At 71.2% G+C, this 16,849-nt stretch carries 16 protein-coding genes and 2 pseudogenes; 10 read left to right on the top strand and 8 right to left on the bottom strand.

Annotated elements, in window-relative coordinates:
- The first annotated feature begins 59 nt into the window (after window positions 1–59).
- From hutI to ACZOOI_RS09705, 4 genes are all read left to right on the top strand, one after another.
- On the top strand, window positions 60–1,226 hold the full coding sequence (hutI, locus tag ACZOOI_RS09720; protein ID WP_465280329.1) for an imidazolonepropionase: 1,167 nt from the start codon (window positions 60–62) through the stop codon (window positions 1,224–1,226).
- 248 nt (window positions 1,227–1,474) lie between these two features.
- Window positions 1,475–2,671: an acyl-CoA dehydrogenase family protein gene (locus ACZOOI_RS09715; protein WP_465280328.1), complete on the top strand. Its 1,197-nt coding sequence runs from the start codon at window positions 1,475–1,477 to the stop codon at window positions 2,669–2,671.
- A gap of 200 nt (window positions 2,672–2,871) precedes the next feature.
- Window positions 2,872–3,756, top strand: a complete 885-nt coding sequence (locus ACZOOI_RS09710) for an alpha/beta fold hydrolase (protein ID WP_465280327.1) — start codon at window positions 2,872–2,874, stop codon at window positions 3,754–3,756.
- A 154-nt stretch (window positions 3,757–3,910) separates the two neighbouring features.
- A complete protein-coding gene (locus ACZOOI_RS09705) occupies window positions 3,911–4,411 on the top strand; it encodes a YflT domain-containing protein (protein WP_465280326.1) in 501 nt (166 codons plus the stop codon).
- Between the two features lie 228 nt (window positions 4,412–4,639).
- Here ACZOOI_RS09705 and corA read toward each other — a convergent pair whose 3' ends face one another.
- Window positions 4,640–5,716 carry a magnesium/cobalt transporter CorA gene (corA, locus tag ACZOOI_RS09700; RefSeq protein ID WP_465280325.1) on the bottom strand — a complete coding sequence of 359 codons (1,077 nt, stop codon included), beginning with the start codon at window positions 5,714–5,716 and terminating at the stop codon, window positions 4,640–4,642.
- Between the two features lie 478 nt (window positions 5,717–6,194).
- Between corA and ACZOOI_RS09695 the strand changes: the two genes are divergently transcribed.
- Window positions 6,195–6,803, top strand: coding sequence for a suppressor of fused domain protein (locus ACZOOI_RS09695; protein WP_465280324.1), 609 nt, complete (start codon window positions 6,195–6,197; stop codon window positions 6,801–6,803).
- Between the two features lie 154 nt (window positions 6,804–6,957).
- Here ACZOOI_RS09695 and ACZOOI_RS09690 read toward each other — a convergent pair whose 3' ends face one another.
- From ACZOOI_RS09690 to ACZOOI_RS09670, 5 genes and pseudogenes are all read right to left on the bottom strand, one after another.
- A complete protein-coding gene (locus tag ACZOOI_RS09690; protein ID WP_465280323.1) occupies window positions 6,958–7,386 on the bottom strand; it encodes a universal stress protein in 429 nt (142 codons plus the stop codon).
- A 105-nt stretch (window positions 7,387–7,491) separates the two neighbouring features.
- Window positions 7,492–8,667 (bottom strand): MFS transporter, encoded by a 1,176-nt coding sequence (locus tag ACZOOI_RS09685; protein ID WP_465281157.1) that lies wholly within the window; start codon window positions 8,665–8,667, stop codon window positions 7,492–7,494.
- A gap of 412 nt (window positions 8,668–9,079) precedes the next feature.
- A complete protein-coding gene (locus ACZOOI_RS09680; protein WP_465280322.1) occupies window positions 9,080–9,526 on the bottom strand; it encodes an NUDIX domain-containing protein in 447 nt (148 codons plus the stop codon).
- Between the two features lie 65 nt (window positions 9,527–9,591).
- Window positions 9,592–9,672 (bottom strand): annotated as a pseudogene (locus ACZOOI_RS09675) (DUF397 domain-containing protein); the annotation flags it as partial.
- A pseudogene (locus ACZOOI_RS09670) lies at window positions 9,651–10,449 on the bottom strand (hypothetical protein); the annotation flags it as partial. The pseudogenes ACZOOI_RS09675 and ACZOOI_RS09670, both read right to left, overlap by 22 nt.
- A 377-nt stretch (window positions 10,450–10,826) precedes the next feature.
- On the opposite strand from ACZOOI_RS09670, the gene ACZOOI_RS09665 reads away from it, so the two are divergent.
- On the top strand, window positions 10,827–11,333 hold the full coding sequence (locus ACZOOI_RS09665) for a MaoC family dehydratase (RefSeq protein WP_020552598.1): 507 nt from the start codon (window positions 10,827–10,829) through the stop codon (window positions 11,331–11,333).
- 272 nt (window positions 11,334–11,605) lie between these two features.
- On the opposite strand, the gene ACZOOI_RS09660 is transcribed toward ACZOOI_RS09665, so the two are convergent.
- Complete coding sequence (locus ACZOOI_RS09660; protein ID WP_465280321.1) at window positions 11,606–12,535, bottom strand: ribokinase; 930 nt, start codon at window positions 12,533–12,535, stop codon at window positions 11,606–11,608.
- A gap of 41 nt (window positions 12,536–12,576) precedes the next feature.
- Window positions 12,577–12,978: an NUDIX hydrolase gene (locus ACZOOI_RS09655; protein WP_465280320.1), complete on the bottom strand. Its 402-nt coding sequence runs from the start codon at window positions 12,976–12,978 to the stop codon at window positions 12,577–12,579.
- A 189-nt stretch (window positions 12,979–13,167) separates the two neighbouring features.
- On the opposite strand from ACZOOI_RS09655, the gene ACZOOI_RS09650 reads away from it, so the two are divergent.
- From ACZOOI_RS09650 to ACZOOI_RS09635, 4 genes are all read left to right on the top strand, one after another.
- Window positions 13,168–13,803 carry a DUF6758 family protein gene (locus ACZOOI_RS09650; RefSeq protein ID WP_391585219.1) on the top strand — a complete coding sequence of 212 codons (636 nt, stop codon included), beginning with the start codon at window positions 13,168–13,170 and terminating at the stop codon, window positions 13,801–13,803.
- A 255-nt stretch (window positions 13,804–14,058) separates the two neighbouring features.
- On the top strand, window positions 14,059–14,907 hold the full coding sequence (locus tag ACZOOI_RS09645) for a PHP domain-containing protein (protein ID WP_465280319.1): 849 nt from the start codon (window positions 14,059–14,061) through the stop codon (window positions 14,905–14,907).
- A gap of 181 nt (window positions 14,908–15,088) precedes the next feature.
- Window positions 15,089–16,174, top strand: a complete 1,086-nt coding sequence (locus ACZOOI_RS09640; protein ID WP_465280318.1) for an S-(hydroxymethyl)mycothiol dehydrogenase — start codon at window positions 15,089–15,091, stop codon at window positions 16,172–16,174.
- Window positions 16,174–16,797, top strand: a complete 624-nt coding sequence (locus ACZOOI_RS09635) for an MBL fold metallo-hydrolase (protein WP_465280317.1) — start codon at window positions 16,174–16,176, stop codon at window positions 16,795–16,797. The genes ACZOOI_RS09640 and ACZOOI_RS09635 overlap by 1 nt, the downstream gene beginning before the upstream one ends.
- Window positions 16,798–16,849 lie beyond the last annotated feature (52 nt).

The following is a 16,849-nucleotide window of genomic DNA, read 5'->3' as shown; positions in this document are numbered from 1 at the left end:
CACGGCCGCTCCGCCCCGGAGCGGCCGTTCCACCCCGGACCGGAAGGGACCACTCGCGCGTGGCCACCACCCTCATCACCAACATCGGCTCGCTGGTCACCAACGACCCGGACCTCGGCGCGGGCCCGCTCGGCCTGCTCCGGGACGCGGCCCTCGTGCTCGACGGCGACCGGGTCGCGTGGGTGGGGGCCGCCGCGAGTGCTCCCGACGCCGACATCCGGCACGACGCCGACGGGCGCGCGGTGCACCCGGGCTTCGTCGACTCGCACGCGCACCTGGTGTTCGCGGGCGACCGCACCGCCGAGTTCGACGCCCGGATGTCCGGACAGGCCTACCGGGCCGGCGGCATCCGCACCACGGTCGCCGCGACCCGCGCCGCGAGCGACGAGGACCTGGCCGCGAACGCCGCGCGACTGGTCGAGGAGGCGGCCCGCCAGGGCACCACCACGATCGAGATCAAGTCCGGCTACGGCCTCACCGTCGCGGACGAGGAACGTGCGCTGCGGATCGCGTCCGCGTTCACCCCCGAGACCACTTACCTGGGCGCGCACATCGTCGCGCCGGAGTTCGCGGACGACGTGGCCGGCTACGTCGACCTGGTCACCGGTCCGATGCTCGACGCCTGCGCGCCGCACGCCCGCTGGGTGGACGTGTTCTGCGAACGCGGCGCCTTCGACGGGGACCAGGCCCGGGCCGTCCTGAAGGCCGGCGCCGCCCGGGGCCTGACCCCGCGCGTGCACGCCAACCAGCTCGGACACGGACCCGGCGTACAACTCGCCGTCGAACTCGGCGCGGCCTCGGCCGACCACTGCACCCACCTCACCGACGCCGACGTGGACGCGCTGGCCGCCGGCGACACGGTGGCCACGCTGCTCCCGGGCGCCGAGTTCTCCACCCGCGCGGTCTACCCCGACGCCCGCCGGCTGTTCGCCGCAGGCGTGGACATCGCGCTGTCCACCGACTGCAACCCCGGTTCGAGCTACACCACGTCGATGCCGTTCTGCATCGCGCTCGCGGTCCGCGACATGGGCATGACACCGGACCAGGCGCTGCACGCCGCGACCGCCGGCGGCGCCCGCGCGCTGCGCCGCGCGGACGTGGGAGTGCTGCGCCCGGGCGCGCGGGCCGACGTGGTCGAACTCGACGCGCCCTCGCACGTGCACCTGGCCTACCGGCCCGGGGTGCCGCTGGTGCGCGGGGTGTGGCGCGCCGGGGTGCGGGTCTGACCGGCCGACCTTCCGGCCGCCCGACCTTCCGTCCTGCCGGCCGCCCGGCCGTCCGCCCCTCTGACCGGGGGTAATCGTCCGGGCACGGGTCCGACAGAGCGTTCGAAATCGACGTGCCCGCGTTACGGACCCCCTCTGTCGCGACCCGCCGCGCTCGTGGATACTCCCCGGTAACTCTCTCAACCAGAAGCGTGGCCGGGACCCCGGTGGTGGGGCCCGGACATGCGCAGACGGAAGGAGCGCCGCCCATGGGCCGCCTCGCACAGACCGACGGACTCACCGATGTCCAGCGGGAGATCCTCGCCACCGTGCGCACCTTCGTGGACAAGGAGATCATTCCGGTCGCCACGGAGCTGGAGCACCGGGACGAGTATCCGGCGGAGATCGTCGAGGGCATGAAGGCCATGGGCCTGTTCGGCCTGATGATTCCGGAGGAGTACGGCGGCCTCGGCGAGTCGCTGCTGACCTACGCGCTCGTGGTCGAGGAGATCGCGCGCGGCTGGATGAGCGTGTCCGGCATCATCAACACGCACTTCATCGTCGCGTACATGATCAAGCAGCACGGCACCGACGAGCAGAAGGCCCACTACCTGCCGAAGATGGCCGAGGGCGAGATCCGCGGCGCGTTCTCGATGTCCGAGCCGCACTGCGGATCGGACGTCTCGGCGATCCGCACCAAGGCGGTGCCGGACGGTGAGTTCTACGTGCTCAACGGCCAGAAGATGTGGCTCACCAACGGCGGCACCGCCAACCTGGTCGCGGTGCTCACCAAGACCGAGCTGGGCGAGGCGTCGGTCTACCGGAACATGACCACGTTCCTGGTGGACAAGGAGTCCGGCTTCGGCGAGACCCGGCCGGGCCTGACCATCCCCGGCAAGATCGACAAGATGGGCTACAAGGGCGTCGACACCACCGAGATGGTGCTCGACAACTGTCGGGTGCCGGCCGACCGGATCCTGGGCGGGGTGCCCGGCAAGGGCTTCTACCAGATGATGGACGGCGTCGAGGTCGGCCGGGTGAACGTGGCCGCACGCGGCTGCGGGGTCGCCCAGCGCGCGTTCGAGCTGGGCATCCGGTACGCGCAGCAGCGGGAGACCTTCGGCAAGCCGCTGACCGGCCACCAGGCGATCCAGTTCAAGCTGGCCGAGATGGCCACCAAGGTCGAGGCCGCGCACGCGATGATGGTCAACGCGGCGCGCAAGAAGGACGCCGGCGAGCGCAACGACCTCGAAGCGGGGATGGCCAAGTACCTGGCCTCCGAGTACTGCAAGGAGGTCGTCGAGGACGCCTTCCGGATCCACGGTGGGTACGGCTTCTCGAAGGAGTTCGAGATCGAGCGCCTCTACCGCGAGGCCCCGATGTTGCTGATCGGCGAGGGCACGGCCGAGATCCAGAAGATGATCATCGGCCGGCGTCTGCTGGAGGACTACAAGCTCAAGGGCTGATGCCCGAGCGCCGTCGTGCCCCGCCCATGGATCCTCGGGCGGGGCGCGACGCATGCCCGGTCGGAGGTGCGGGATCGGTGCGACCAACCGGGTCCGGTATCGGCTCGGTCGGCGTAGTCGTCGCGTCGTTGCGGGGTCGGGCCGAGCCGGCGGCCGATGATGGCGAAACGTGTAACCGCCAGTGATCGGGGAGCACAACAATGGTCGCGAGACGCCCGGTTCCGGTACCGCCCGGCGCATTCGTCCGGATCGACGGGATCGCCCTGCACGTGCTCCGCGAGGGTTCCGGGCCCGTGGTGATCGCCACCAGCGGGCTCGGCGGCGCGTGGTTCGACTGGGATCCGGTGGCGCCGCTGCTGACCGCCGACTGCACGGTGGTCCGGTTCGACCGCCCGGGCCTGGGCTACTCCGAGCCGGACCCGCGACCACCCACCCTGACGCACGAGGCGGACCGGATCGCCGCGCTGGCCGACGCGCTCGAACTGCCCGGCCCGTACGTCCTGCTGGCCCACTCGCTCGGCGCGTTCCATGTCGAGGGCTTCGCCCGGATGTATCCCGAGCGCACCGCGGGCCTGGTGCTGGTGGACCCGAGCAACGAGGAGCGACCCAGGGTGCGACCCGCCCGCCGGACCCGGGTCCGAGCCGCGCGGGTGGTCGGGGGAGCGATGCGGGTCAGCGGGCTGGCCCGGGCGGTGGGGCCCGCGGCGCGCCGCTCGATCCTGTTCACCCAGTCACGCCGACACCGCGACGTGGCGGACGCGCGCTGGGTACGCGGCGCGTACGGGTCGGGCCGATTCTTCGCGACCGCGCTGACCGAGAACGCCACCTATTTCGACGTCGCCGCCGAACTCGTCGACCTGCGCCGGGTCGCACCGCTGCCGGACGTGCCGTTGCGGGTGCTGGCCGCCGCCGGCGGATACGAGAGCCTGGCCGCCCGGGCCCGCTGGGTGCGCGCGCTGCGCACCCTGGCGAACCTGTCCCCGCGCGGGCGCTGCGACGTGCTGGACGACTCCGCGCACTTCGTGATGTCGGACCGACCGGACGCGGTGGCGGACGCGGTGCACGAGGTGCTGTCGGGCCAGTAGGCCGTGGCCGGGCGTTGAGGTCGGCTTTATGGGCGAATGTCACGTGTTGTCGCGAATTTCGTCGGGTACACGTTCCGGGTCGAAGCAGTACACGGCCACACGGCCACACGGCCACACGGCCCACCACCCGGCATCCAGGCGAGGCGGCACACCCATGTTCGGTCAGCAGAACCTCCCCCCGGGCGCCGGCGCGCCCGGCCCCGACCTCGCCAACACCGGCCAGGTGATCGCGTCGTACACGAACTACGCGGGTGCCCAGCGGGCGGTCGACTACCTGTCCGACAACGAGTTCCCGGTGGAGAACACCGCGATCGTCGGTGCCGACCTGCGGATGGTGGAGAACGTGCTCGGCCGGCTCACCGCGGGCAAGGCGGCGGCGTCCGGCGCGGCCAGTGGTGCGTGGTTCGGCCTGATGATCGGGCTGTTCCTGGGCATCTTCGCGGTCCGCGCGCACGGTTGGCTCTGGCTGGTGCTGATGGGCCTGGTCTGGGGCATCGCGGCGGGCGCCCTATTCGGCTGGCTGGGCTACAAGGCGCTGGGCGGGCGTCGGGACTTCGTCTCCACGAGTCAGATCGTCGCCTCGCGCTACGACGTGGTGGTGCGCCCGGACCTGGCCGAGCGGGCCCGCAACATGGTGGGCCGGCTCGACCTTTAGGGCGCGTCCGTACGGGTGGCGGCCGCGGCCGCGCGCGTCGCCTCCGCGGCCGCGCGCGTCGCCTCCGCGGCCGCGCGCGTCGGGACTGCGGAACCGCGCGTCACGAGTGCGGATGCACACGTCGGGACCGCCGGACGCGCGCGTCGCGACCGCGGAAGCGCCCGTCGCGACTGCGGAAGCGCCCGCCACGACTGTGGCCGCACGCGTCAGGGACCGCGGACGCGCGCGTCACAACCACCCGTTGCGGCGGAAGCCCCGGTGCATGAGCGTGCACGCGACGGCGATCACGCACAGCGTCATCGGGTAGCCGTACCGCCACTTCAGTTCCGGCATGTGTTCGAAGTTCATCCCGTACACGCCGGCCAGCATCGTGGGTACCGCGAAGATCGCCACCCAGGCGGAGATCTTGCGCATGTCCTCGTTCTGCGCGACGGTCACCTGGGCGAGGTTGGCCTGCAGGATCGAGGTCAGCAACTCGTCGAACGAGGCCACCTGTTCGCCGACGCGCGACAGGTGGTCCTCGACGTCGCGGAAGTACTCGCGGATGTCCGGGTGCACCTGGCGCATCGGGCGTTCGGCCAGCGAGTGCAGCGGACGGGCCAGCGGCGCGACCGCGCGCTTGAGTTCCAGCAGTTCGCGCTTGAGCTGGTAGATCCGGCCCGCGTCGCCCGCACCGCCGCCGCCGAACACGTCGTTCTCGACCTCGTCGATGTCGTCCTGGATGAGCTGCGCGACGTCGAGGTAGGTGTCCACCACCCGGTCGGCCACCGCGTGCAGGACCGCCGAGGGCCCGGCGGCGAGCAGTTCGCCACCGTCCTCCAGGCGACAGCGCAGGTCGGCGAGCGCACCGTGCCGGCCGTGCCGCACGGTGACCACGAAGTCGTTGCCGAGGAAGACCATGATCTCGCCGGTCTCGACGATCTCGCTGGTCGCCGAGAGCTGCTCGTGCTCGACGTAGGTGACCGTCTTGAACACCGCGAACAGGGTGTCGTCGTAGCGCTCCAGCTTGGGTCGCTGGTGGGCGTGCACCGCGTCCTCGACGGCGAGTGGGTGCAGCCCGAACCGCTCGGCGATACCGGACAGTTCGAGCGCGCTCGGCTCGTGCAGGCCGATCCAGACGAAGCCGCCGCCGGTGCGCACCTCGTGGATCGCCGAGTCGGGATTCGCGTAGCCGTCCAGGCGTCGACCGTCGCGGTACACGGCGCAATCCACCACACAGTTCCCGTTCGTCACGGGCGTGATCGACGGCAGTGGGGTGCGGCGGAGCGGACGGACTACGGCACGGAGGTCGCGAATCATCGACATGACGGGGCTCCTGCACTGACGGCACGCGCAAACGCCACAGCGCCGCGGCGGCGGGCCGCGGAGAGCGTCGCACGTGCAAGCGGAACGAATCACCGAAAGAACGGCAAAAGATCCAGACGCCCCGTCGCGGAGGAAATTCGGAGATCGGGTACCGGGCCGGGAAGCGGTGGCCGGAACTCGGCGAAAGTCTCGGAAACCCTCAGAAAGGGCGGGGCGTGCGACTGGATCGGGGAAGATCGGGTGAGCCGCCGGTACTGCACGGTGTGCTGGTATGCACCACGATCACCTCCCACGGCCGGTCCCCGCTGGGGGAAAGCCTTCGCTCGTCGACCGGGCGGGTCGGGGCGAGGGCGAGTCCGTCATCCGATGGCGCGCGAGGATGTTCACATCCGGCGGGCCGACTATGCAGAGTACACCAGAGTGCGTGCCGCAAAGGCCGGTACGCGAACGGCTCCTGACGGCGAATTAGCATGCGGGCATGTTCGACTTCACGCCGGGACCCGAGCCGGTCGACCCCACTCCGCAGGTCGAGGCACATCTGACGGCCGCGTTCGGCGATCCGACCGGCCGGGCCGGCGTCACCTTCGTGGGCGCCGATCGCATCGAGGTACTGCGCTTCGGGCCGGACGCCGGCGGCGTGGTCCGGTACGCGACGCTGGGCATGTCCCGGGCCCCGATGGCCGATCCGGCGGCACTGCTGGCCGATCCGGTGGCGGGGCCGCGGGCGGAACTGGTGCTCTCGGTGCGCGGCGGGCACGACTCGGTACTGCGTCCGTTGGCCGTGCTGGGCGCGACTCCGCAGGTGGAGGGCCTGGTGATCGCGCCGGGCGCGTCGCTCGACCTGGGCGGGCCGTTGTGGGACGACGCCGCCTTCCATGCGGTGCTGGTCGCCGAGCCCGGTGGCCTGCTCGCCGACCTGCCGCTGCCGGAGCCGGCCGATCCGGTCCGGTTCTTCCCGTTGCTTCCGATGACGCCCGCAGAGGCCGCCTGGAAGCGGGCGCAGGGCGCGGAGGCGCTCCAGGAGAAGTGGCTGCGGCACGGGACCGACCTTCGCGACCCCAACCGCCGTGCGGTGCCGCTGGGTTGAGGGGGCGGGTTGCGCTCGGGCCGCCGGCCCCGGAGATCCTGCGTGGGGTGTCCGGGGCCGGCGGCCTCTTGTGTGCGGGTGCGGCGGGTTACCGGATCAGGTTGTGTGCGGGTGCGGCGGATTACGGGATCAGGTTGTCTGCGGGTGCGGCGGACTACGGGATCAGGAGTACGGGGCATGCCGAACGGTGGGCGACCGAGTCGCTGACGCTGCCCAGGAACAGGCTTGCCACGCCGCCGCGTCGGCGGGCGCCCAGGACGACCAGGTCGGCGTCGAAGCTGCGGGCCTGGTCCAGGACCGCGTTGGGCACGTCGCTGCGGACGGTTTCCTCGGTCCAGCCCTCGACGTTGGTCACGCCGCCCGCCTTGAGCGTGTCGACGGCGGAGGTGACCACCTTGACCGCGGCGTCGGCGGTCTCGTCCTCGACGACGCCGCCCACTCCGCCGCCGTCCACCACGTCCAGGGTCTGCACGTGCAGGACGCGGACCGCGGCCCCGCCGGCGACGGCCAGTCGAGCGGTGTGCGCCAGGACCTCGTCGGCCTCGGGCGTTGAGTCCACTGCGACCAGAATCCGCTCGTACATGTCGTGCACTTCCTTTTCCGCAGTTCTTGCAGTTCTTATGGATATCGAACTATTTGTACTCGGGAACTATTTGTACTCGCCCGCCCGGCCCGGGTGGCGGCCGGGTCAGGCCGCGGCCGGGACGGGCTGCGGCGTACATGCCGTCGGGGTGTCGTGGTGGTCGACCACGGACAACGTGCGTCGCGTGCCGAACAGGACGGCGGCGGCGATCAGGCAGGTCACGGTCGCGACCAGGAACGGCACGTGCACATCGAAGTGCTCCTCCAGCTTGGGCGCCAGGAACGGCGCTGCCGCGGCGGCGAACCAGCGGACGAAGTTGTACCCCGCGCTCGCCACGGGTCGCGGCGAGTCCGAGACTTCGAGCGCCATCTCGGTGAACACCGTGTTATTGATACCGATGAAGGCTCCCGAAACGATGACACCGGTCACAATGACGGCCTTCGAGCCGTACGCGATCACGCCGAGGTCGGCGGCGAACAGGAGCAGGCTCACGGCGGCCACGTTCGCGGAGCCGAAGCGGGCCTGGAGCCGCGGGGCGACCAGGACCGAGCAGACGGCGAGCAGGACGCCCCAGCCGAAGAACACCGCGCCGCTGCGGTAGGGGCTCATGTTCAGCACGAACGGGGTGAACGCGAGCACGGTGAAGAAGCCGTAGTTGTAGAAGAAGGCGCCGGCGGCGGTGGTCGCCAGGCCCCTGTGGCCGAGTGCCTTGAGCGGGTCGAGCAGGCCGACCTTGCGGGCGGGCCTGGGCTGTTCCTTGAGCAGCGCCACGATCAGCGCGAAGCCGATCGCCATCAGCGCGGCCGTGCCGTAGAACGGGTAGCGCCAACTGGCGTCGCCGAGCACCGCGCCCAGCAGCGGCCCGCAGGCCATGCCGAGGCCGAGTGCCGATTCGTAGAGCAGGATCGCGGCGGACGAACCGCCGCTCGCGGCGCCGACGATCACGGCCAGGGACGTGGACACGAACAGCGCGTTGCCCAGCCCCCAGCCGGCCCGGAAGCCGACCAGTTCGCCGACCGATCCGGAGGTGCCGGCGAGTCCGGCGAAGATCACGACGAGCGCGAGGCCGAGCAGGAGCGTACGTCGGCCGCCGATCCGGCTGGAGACGAAGCCGGTGACGAGCATGGCCACGGCGGTGATCAGGAAGTAGCTGGTGAACAGCAATGACACCTGGCTCGGCGACGCGTCCAGCCCCTTGGCGATCGAGGGCAGGATCGGGTCGACCAGGCCGATCCCCATGAACGCGACCACGGCCGCGAACGCGGTGGCCCACACGGCCATCGGCTGCTTGAGGATGCTGCCCTGCTGGGGCGCGTGCTCGGCCTGGGCGTCGCCCCGGGTCTGCCCGCCGCCGGAATGGGACCGCATGCGAGACCTCCGCACTCTTGGTTCGGCTTGCTCTTGTTAGTTAGCTTCGCTAATAAGTGTAGTATACATGTATATGAGCGGCAAGGGTGCGCTCGCGGGCCGGGGGGAGCGGGGGGAGGGGGTGTGGGTGCCGGTCAGGTCGGCGGAGGAGGCTCGCATGAGCCGGCAGGGTTGCCGGGGCGGCCCGCACGTCGGGCCGGTCGCTCCGCGCCGGGGCGCCCGTCCGCTACGCGGCCGACACCTCTATCGGTCTGGCGTGGGTGCGGTGTGGGCGGTGCACGGGGTGCGGGTCGGTCGGGTTGGGGGAGTGGGCAAGTGAACGGGTCTATGCGCCGTCCCAACCGTCGATGGCCACCTCGGGGCGCTCACCCGCGAGGTACCGCTCCAGCGAATGCAGGGTCGACGGAACGAAGTCGTTCGGCAGGTCGTCGGTGTCGACCCAGGCCACGGCCGAGTGGTTGCCGGGCTCGGCGTTGATCGGTTCGCCGTCCCACGTTTCAGCAGCGAAGACCAGCACGACGAACCCCTCCGGCGCCTCCGGGCTGTGCGCGCTGTGCGTCACATGAGCGAGACGCAACGCTTGCGGCTCGACCACCAGGCCCGTCTCTTCGCGGAGTTCGCGAACTGCCGTGTGCGTGACGGGTTCACCGGGCGCAACTTTGCCGGTGGGCAGGCTCCACATCCCGGGCGCGAACGCTCTGTCCTTGCCCCGACGCAGGAGCACGACCCGTCCGTTGGCGCGGTCGTGGACGATGACGGAGGCGACGAGCATGACCATCAGCCTTGTTTCACAGCTGACTTCCTCGTGCACGGGCGCCTCTTACTCGTGGCCTCGGATCACTGTTTGACGGACTGCGTCAGAGCCGCCCAGGCGATGGGCGAGATGGCCAGATGGCCGCGGGCTGTGTCCTTGGAGTCGCGGGCGCCAACGACGCCGCCGAGGGGTGCCACCTCGACGCATTCCATCACCCGGCCCTCCGTACTCTCCAGATCCGCCCGACGTTCACGGCGTACGCGCTCGGCCAAATCCGGAAGGGCAAGCGAGGTTCCCCAAAGGGTGGCGGCATCCAGGCCACGGGGGGCCATGCCCCAGTCTTCCCAGCCCAGAATCCAGCACTTGCTCGACGACGTCACGTTGGCCCAGTGGAAATCGGCGTGCGCTGGCAACCAAGTGCGTACTGTCGTGTCGATGGGCTGCGGACATGTTTCTCGGATCGTCCGCGATACCAGGTCCTGGGTGATCGTCACCGTGTCCGGCGTCGCCACCCGTGTTGTCTTTTGCTCGGCCAGGGCATCGAGTGACGTGTTGAGCGACACCCACCATTCATCCGGCAACAGCGGATTGCGTAGAAGTCTCCCACCCGGTTTCACCGGCCGAGCGGTCACCAACTCGGTCTCGTCCGCCCGCCACATTGCCCGTGCTTCGTCATCCCTCCAGGACATGCCGGCAATCCATCTCGGTTGGAGAACGCCGCTCAAGACCGCGGCGGCCTCGATCCCGTTCCAGCCCTGGCCTTCGCTCCGGGACAAGGGGCGACGCTCGATGCGCACCCACGTGCCCCGGTCGGTGGCTCCGCCGACGGACCTCCGCTTGCGGACCACGGTGGTCATATCGAGGCGCGTCTCCAAGCCGCGTGCGACACGATCGAGGACTCCTTCGATGGCCTCGGTACGCAAGTCCCCTGCACCGCTCATACAGCGAACTTAACGCTTACAGGCCCGGGCCGAGTCCTAGCTCGCCCGGCGGCGACCCCGTCCGAGATGCTTTGCTCCGAAGGGAGTGGAACAGAGGCGCAGGTCGCATGCGGCTCATGATCTACGTCACGGGGAACCCTCTACTGCGCCCACCCGGAACGTCCCTATCCTCGAACCCTCACGTCGGCCCGGGCATCGATCGATCGATCGAGTCATGGGCCGCGTGTACGGGCACATCGTGGGGTTCGCACTCGACCGTCGTCGGCGGGTGCCGGATTGCGCGCTGGGCCCTGGTGTCGGGTAGGTCGAAGCCGGGCCGAAGCGGTGCCGGCCTCAGGCTGTGGATATGACGTTTTCGCAGGTGAGAGGGGACCGAAATGCAGTTCGGCCGCTACTACGAGGAGTTCGAGGTCGGTGCGATCTACAAGCACTGGCCCGGGAAGACCGTGACGGAGTACGACGATCACCTGTTCTGTCTGCTCACGATGAACCACCACCCGCTGCACATGGATGCCAACTACGCCGAGAACACCACCGATTTCGGCAAGAACGTGGTGGTGGGCAACTACATCTACTCGCTGCTGCTCGGCATGTCGGTGCCGGACGTCTCCGGCAAGGCGATCGCCAACCTGGAGATCGAGTCGTTGCGACACGTGGCACCCACGTTCCACGGGGACACCATCTATGGACAGACCCTGGTGCTGGACAAGTGGGAGTCGAAGTCCAAGGACGACCGCGGGGTGGTGTACGTCGAGACCAAGGGGTACAAGCAGGACGGCACGCTCGTGTGCGTGTTCAAGCGCAAGGTCATGGTGCCCAAGGAGAGCTACGGCGAGAAGCGTGGCGGCGAGCAGCCCGGACGCCCCGAGTTGATCGAGGGTTGATCGGGCGCTGATCGGGCGCTGATCGAGTGCCGACCGGGGCTTCGACCTCCGGGAGGCCGACCGGGGGTCCCGCCCCGGAATCGAGCGCGGGCGGGTCGCCCAGGGACGGCGCGGCCCGCCCGTTTTTTCGCGTCCCGGGGCAGTTGGCATGCCCTGTGGGAGGATGCCTGTCCTACGTCGGACCGACTGCCCTACGCCGCTCCGCCTGCCCCGCGACAGTCCGCCGGCCCGAGGCCGGCCCGCCTGCCCCGCCCCGCGTCGGCCCGCCCGGACTACGGCAGTTCGTCCGCCGTCGGGTACGACGACTGGGCACCCGCGCGCCGGACCGCCGCGGCGCCCACCCGGACCGCGTACCGGGTCGCCGTGACCGGGTCGTCGCCGGCCGCCAGGCGCCACGCGAGCGCGCCGGTGAAGGCGTCGCCCGCGCCCGTGGTGTCGACCGCGGCCACCTTCGGCGCGGTGACGTGCACCACCTCGGCGTCGCCCTCGGCGACCAACGCGCCGCCGCTGCCCAGCGTGAGCACGATCGAGCGGGGACGCGCGTCGAGTGAGCGCCATCCCTTCAGCGCCTCGTGTGCGTCGCCGCCGCCCGCCGTCGCGCTCGCCTCGTGCTCGTTGAGCACCAACGGGTCGCACGCTCGCAGCACCGACGTGGACATCGACACGGCCTTCGGCACGACCGGCGACAAATTCAACACCACCCGGGTATCCGCCGCGTGGCAGCGCCGGACCACCTCCCACACCGTGTCGAGCGGGATCTCCAACTGGAGCGAGACCACCGCGGCGGCCTCGATCGCCGGTGCCAGGTCGGCCACGTCCGCCGGCCCGAATCGCCCGTTCGCCCCGGGCGCCACCGTGATGGTGTTCTCGCCCGCGTCGTCCACGGTGATCAGTGCCACGCCCGAGGCGCCCGGCACGGTCCGCATCGCGTCGGTGCGTACGCCCTCCTGACGCAGCGTTGCGAGCAACATCCGGCCGTGGTCGTCGTCGCCGACCCGCCCGGCCAGCGCGACGTCGGCGCCCAGTCGGGCCGCCGCGACCGCCTGATTGGCGCCCTTGCCACCCGGGTGCACGGCCAGATCGCCGCCCAGGACCGTCTCGCCCGGCCGCGGATGCGCCGGCACCCGGACCACCAGATCGGCATTGATCGACCCGACCACGAGCAACCGCGCGCGGCTCCCGCCCGAGCCGGCCTCGCCCACGCCGGCCTCCCGCACGCCGGTCCCGTGCCCGCCGGTCCCCCTCACGACACCCCCGGCACGTTCCACTCGCGCAGTGCGTCGAGCAGACCGTCGACCAGGTCGAGTCGACTCAGTTCGCCGGTGGCCACCCACCGCACCGCGTCCGCGTCGTCGCCCGCGCGCAACGCCCCGCCGTGCGGCGTGCATGCGTAGTCCCTGATCTCGTACGTCCCACCCCCGGGCGCGGGTCGCAACACCGAACCGACGAGCGGTCCGACGGTCACCTGCAGCCCGGTCTCCTCGACCATTTCGCGAGCGAGTGCGACCGCGTCGGTCTCGCCCTCCTCGACCCGCCCGCCGGGCAGCGACCACCGTCCCTCGCCCGGCATTTTCGCGCGTTGCACCAAGAGCACCCGACCCTCGGAGTCGAGGACGATCGCACCGACGCAGGGAATGAGCCGCATGCCTCCGGAGCCTAGTACTCGGTGCCGACGTGCAGCGGGAGATCGCCCGTGGACCGTGCGGCGCCTGGCAGCGCAAGGGCGCGCAGTCCCGGCGCGGTGCGCGCTCCCGTACGCCGGTCGGCGGTGTGAACGAACCGAAGGGGTGATCGTCCTTGACGTGGAGCCCTGGGCGGTGGACCGTCTTGTCCTATGAAGGGCGAGCCGAGCTGCCCCCGCTGCGGCGGCCGGGTCCGCGCTCCGGGTCTGTTCTCACAGACGTGGGAGTGCGAGATCCATGCAGCCGTTCCTCCGCTGCAACCCGTCGTGCCGCCCAGTGTCGAGGCGCTGGACGCGGTGGTGCGCCGCTCGCGGGTTCCGGTCTGGTTGCCCTGGCCGCTGCCGGTCGGCTGGTTGTACACCGGCGTCGCGCACGCGGGCGACGATCGGGACGGCTCGCGGGCCGTCGCGGTGGCGTGTACGGGCCCCGCACCGCTGGGCGGACGCGGCGAACTGCTGTTGGTCGCCGAGGAGGTGGGCGTCGGACTCGGCGCCCGGTACGCCGGTTTGCCCGGGCACGACCCGGGCGGCGACTTCGTCAAGTCCGCGCCGGCCAAGGTGATGGCGGCCGGCCGGCCGACCCCGCTGTGGTGCGTGATCGACGCGCCGCCCGACCGCGCGGTATACGCGGGCGAGGCAATGGGCCTGTGGTTGTGGGCGATCTTGTGGCCGGGCAAGGCCGGCCATCTCGTCTACGACGACGTGGTGCTCACCGATCTGCGGGACGCCGGGGCCGAGTTGCAGTTGTTGCCGTGCGGCGCGCTGTCCCCGCAACTGCTGGCGTTCTGACCGACCCGGAGCCGGATGCGGACCGGGCGGATCGGAAGCCGACCCGAACCGGGCCGACCGTAACCGCTCTCGGGCGACTCGCAACCGAACCCGCCGGACTCGAACCCGCCCCCCGGCAGCCCACCCGGCAGCCCACCCGGCAGGCACCCCGGCCGGACGACCCGCGCACGACCCGACGGCCGCCCCGCGAAGCCGCTCGATCAGGGTCGTTAGGGTCGAGAGCGTCCATCGACCCTCCCGGCAGACGAGGTCAGCGTGCGCATCGACCTGCACACCCACAGCACCGCATCCGACGGCACCGACACGCCCGCCGAACTGGTCGTCAAGGCGCGTGCGGCCGGTCTCGACGTGGTCGCGCTCACCGACCACGACACCACCGCCGGCTGGACGGCCGCGGCCCAGGCGCTGCCGTCCGGGCTGACCCTGGTCCCAGGCGCGGAGATCTCGTGCGTGGCCGAGGGCGGGATCAGCCTGCACATGCTGGGCTACCTGTTCGACCCGGCGGAGCCGGAGTTCGCCCGGGCCCGCGAACTGGTCCGCACCGACCGGATCCGCCGAGCGGAGGCGATGGTCGAGCGCTGCCGCGAACTCGGCGCCCCGATCACCTGGGCCCGAGTCCTGGAGATCGCGGACGGCGGTGCGGTGGGTCGGCCGCACGTGGCCACCGCGCTGGTCGAGGCGGGCGTGGTCGCCGACGTGTCGGGGGCGTTCACCGCGGAGTGGCTCAAGGACGGCGGGCGGGCGTTCGTCGAGAAGTACGAGATCCACGCGGTCGACGCCGTCCGGCTGATCGGCGGCGCGGGCGGGGTCGCGGTGTTCGCCCACCCGGGCGCGGTCAAGCGCGGCCGGACCGTCTCGGACGCCACCATCGCCGAACTGGCCGAAGCCGGCCTGGCCGGGGTCGAGGTGGACCACATGGACCACGACGACGCGATGCGGGCGCACCTGCGCGGTCTCGCCGGTGAGCTGCGGCTGATCACCACCGGTGCGAGTGACTACCACGGCACCCGCAAAACCATCGATCTCGGAGAAAACACCACGGATCCGCAGTCGTACGAGGCGATAGCGGAACTGGCGACAGGAGCAGCACCCATCACCGCGTGAACCGGTTCGACGTCACCATGCTCGGCTCGTCCTGCGTCACGCTCTTCGTTGATCGGACCCGCCCGGCATCATCCCGCCGTGCCCGAGCCACAGCGGTGCGCGGGCGGCGTCCGGGGGTTCATCGAGATGAAGCCATAAGGTGCGAAGCGGAGCATCCAGCGGTTGGGGAGAGGCGGAGGACATGAGCAAGTCGGTACGCGGCGTCGTCGCGCGCAGCAAGGGCGCACCGGTCTCGATCGAGACCATCGTGGTGCCGGACCCGGGTCCGGGCGAGGCGCGTGTGCAGGTCCGGGCGTGCGGCGTCTGCCACACGGACCTGCACTACCGCGAGGGCGGCATCGGTGACGAGTACCCGTACCTGCTCGGCCACGAGGCCGCCGGTGTCGTCGAGTCGGTCGGCGAGGGCGTCACCGAGGTGGCCGTCGGCGACTTCGTGATCCTGAACTGGCGTGCGGTGTGCGGTGATTGCCGGGCGTGTCGACGCGGCCGTCCGCAGTACTGCTTCGCGACGCACAACGCGAAGCAGAAGATGACCCTGGAGGACGGCACCGAACTGAGTCCCGCGCTCGGCATCGGCGCGTTCGCCGAACTGACCCTGGTCGCCGCCGGACAGTGCACCAAGGTCGACCCCGAGGCGGACCCCGCCGCGGCCGGCCTGCTCGGCTGCGGCGTGATGGCCGGCCTCGGTGCGGCGGTGAACACCGGCAACGTCGGGCGCGGCGACACGGTCGCGGTGATCGGGTGCGGCGGCGTCGGCGACGCGGCCATCGCCGGTGCCCGGCTCGCCGGTGCGGCGAAGATCATCGCCGTCGACCTGGACGACCGGAAGCTGGAGTGGGCACGTCGGGCCGGCGCCACCCACACGGTGAACTCGAAGGCGGGCGACCCGGTCGAGGCGATCCGCGAACTGACCGGCGGTTTCGGCGCCGACGTGGTGATCGACGCGGTCGGGCGCCCGGAGACCTACAAGCAGGCGTTCTACGCCCGCGACTTGGCCGGGACCGTGGTCCTGGTGGGTGTGCCGACCCCGGAGATGACCATCGAGCTGCCGCTGCTGGACGTGTTCGGCCGCGGCGGTGCGCTCAAGTCGTCCTGGTACGGCGACTGCCTGCCCTCGCGCGACTTCCCGATGCTGATCGACCTGTACCGCCAGGGGCGCTTCGACCTGGACGCGTTCGTCAGCGAGCGGATCACGCTGGAGGACGTCGAGGCCGCGTTCGAGAAGATGCACCACGGCGACGTGCTGCGCTCGGTGGTGATCCTGTGATGCGGATCGACCATGTGGTCACCTCGGGCGTCTTCTCGCTCGACGGCCAGGACTTCGACGTGGACAACAACGTGTGGATCGTCGGCGACGGCCGCGAGGTGGTGGTCGTGGACGCCGCGCACGACGCGGCGGCCATCGCGGCCGGGGTCGGCGACCGTACGGTGACCGGCATCGTGCTCACCCACGGCCACAACGACCACATCAACGCCGCCGCGGAGTTGGCCGAACTCACCGGCGCGCCGATCCACCTGCACCCGCAGGACCGGATGTTGTGGGACGCGGTGTACCCGGACCGCGCGCCGGACGTCGCGCTGGCCGACGGCGAGGTGCTCACCGTCGCGGGCACCGAGCTGCGGGTGCTGCACACGCCGGGCCACGCGCCCGGCGCGGTGTGCCTGTACGCGCCGGAGGCCGCCGTGCTCTTCTCCGGCGACACGCTGTTCAAGGGCGGCCCCGGTGCCACCGGGCGCTCGTTCTCGTCGTTCCCGCTGATCCTCGACTCGATCCGGGAGCGCCTGCTGGCGCTGCCCGAGCCCACGCGGGTGCTCACCGGGCACGGCGACGAGACGACGATCGGCGCCGAGGCGAAGGACTACGACGCCTGGGTGGCGCGAGGGCACTGAGCCGTCGGGCCCCGGGGCGCCGAGCCGGGCCGCAGGGCCCCGCGCCGCCCGG

It is taken from the genome of Embleya sp. L77 (assembly GCF_055557415.1).
Note: the sequence above shows the minus strand (reverse complement) of the source record. Positions and strands in the feature narration are given on the sequence as shown.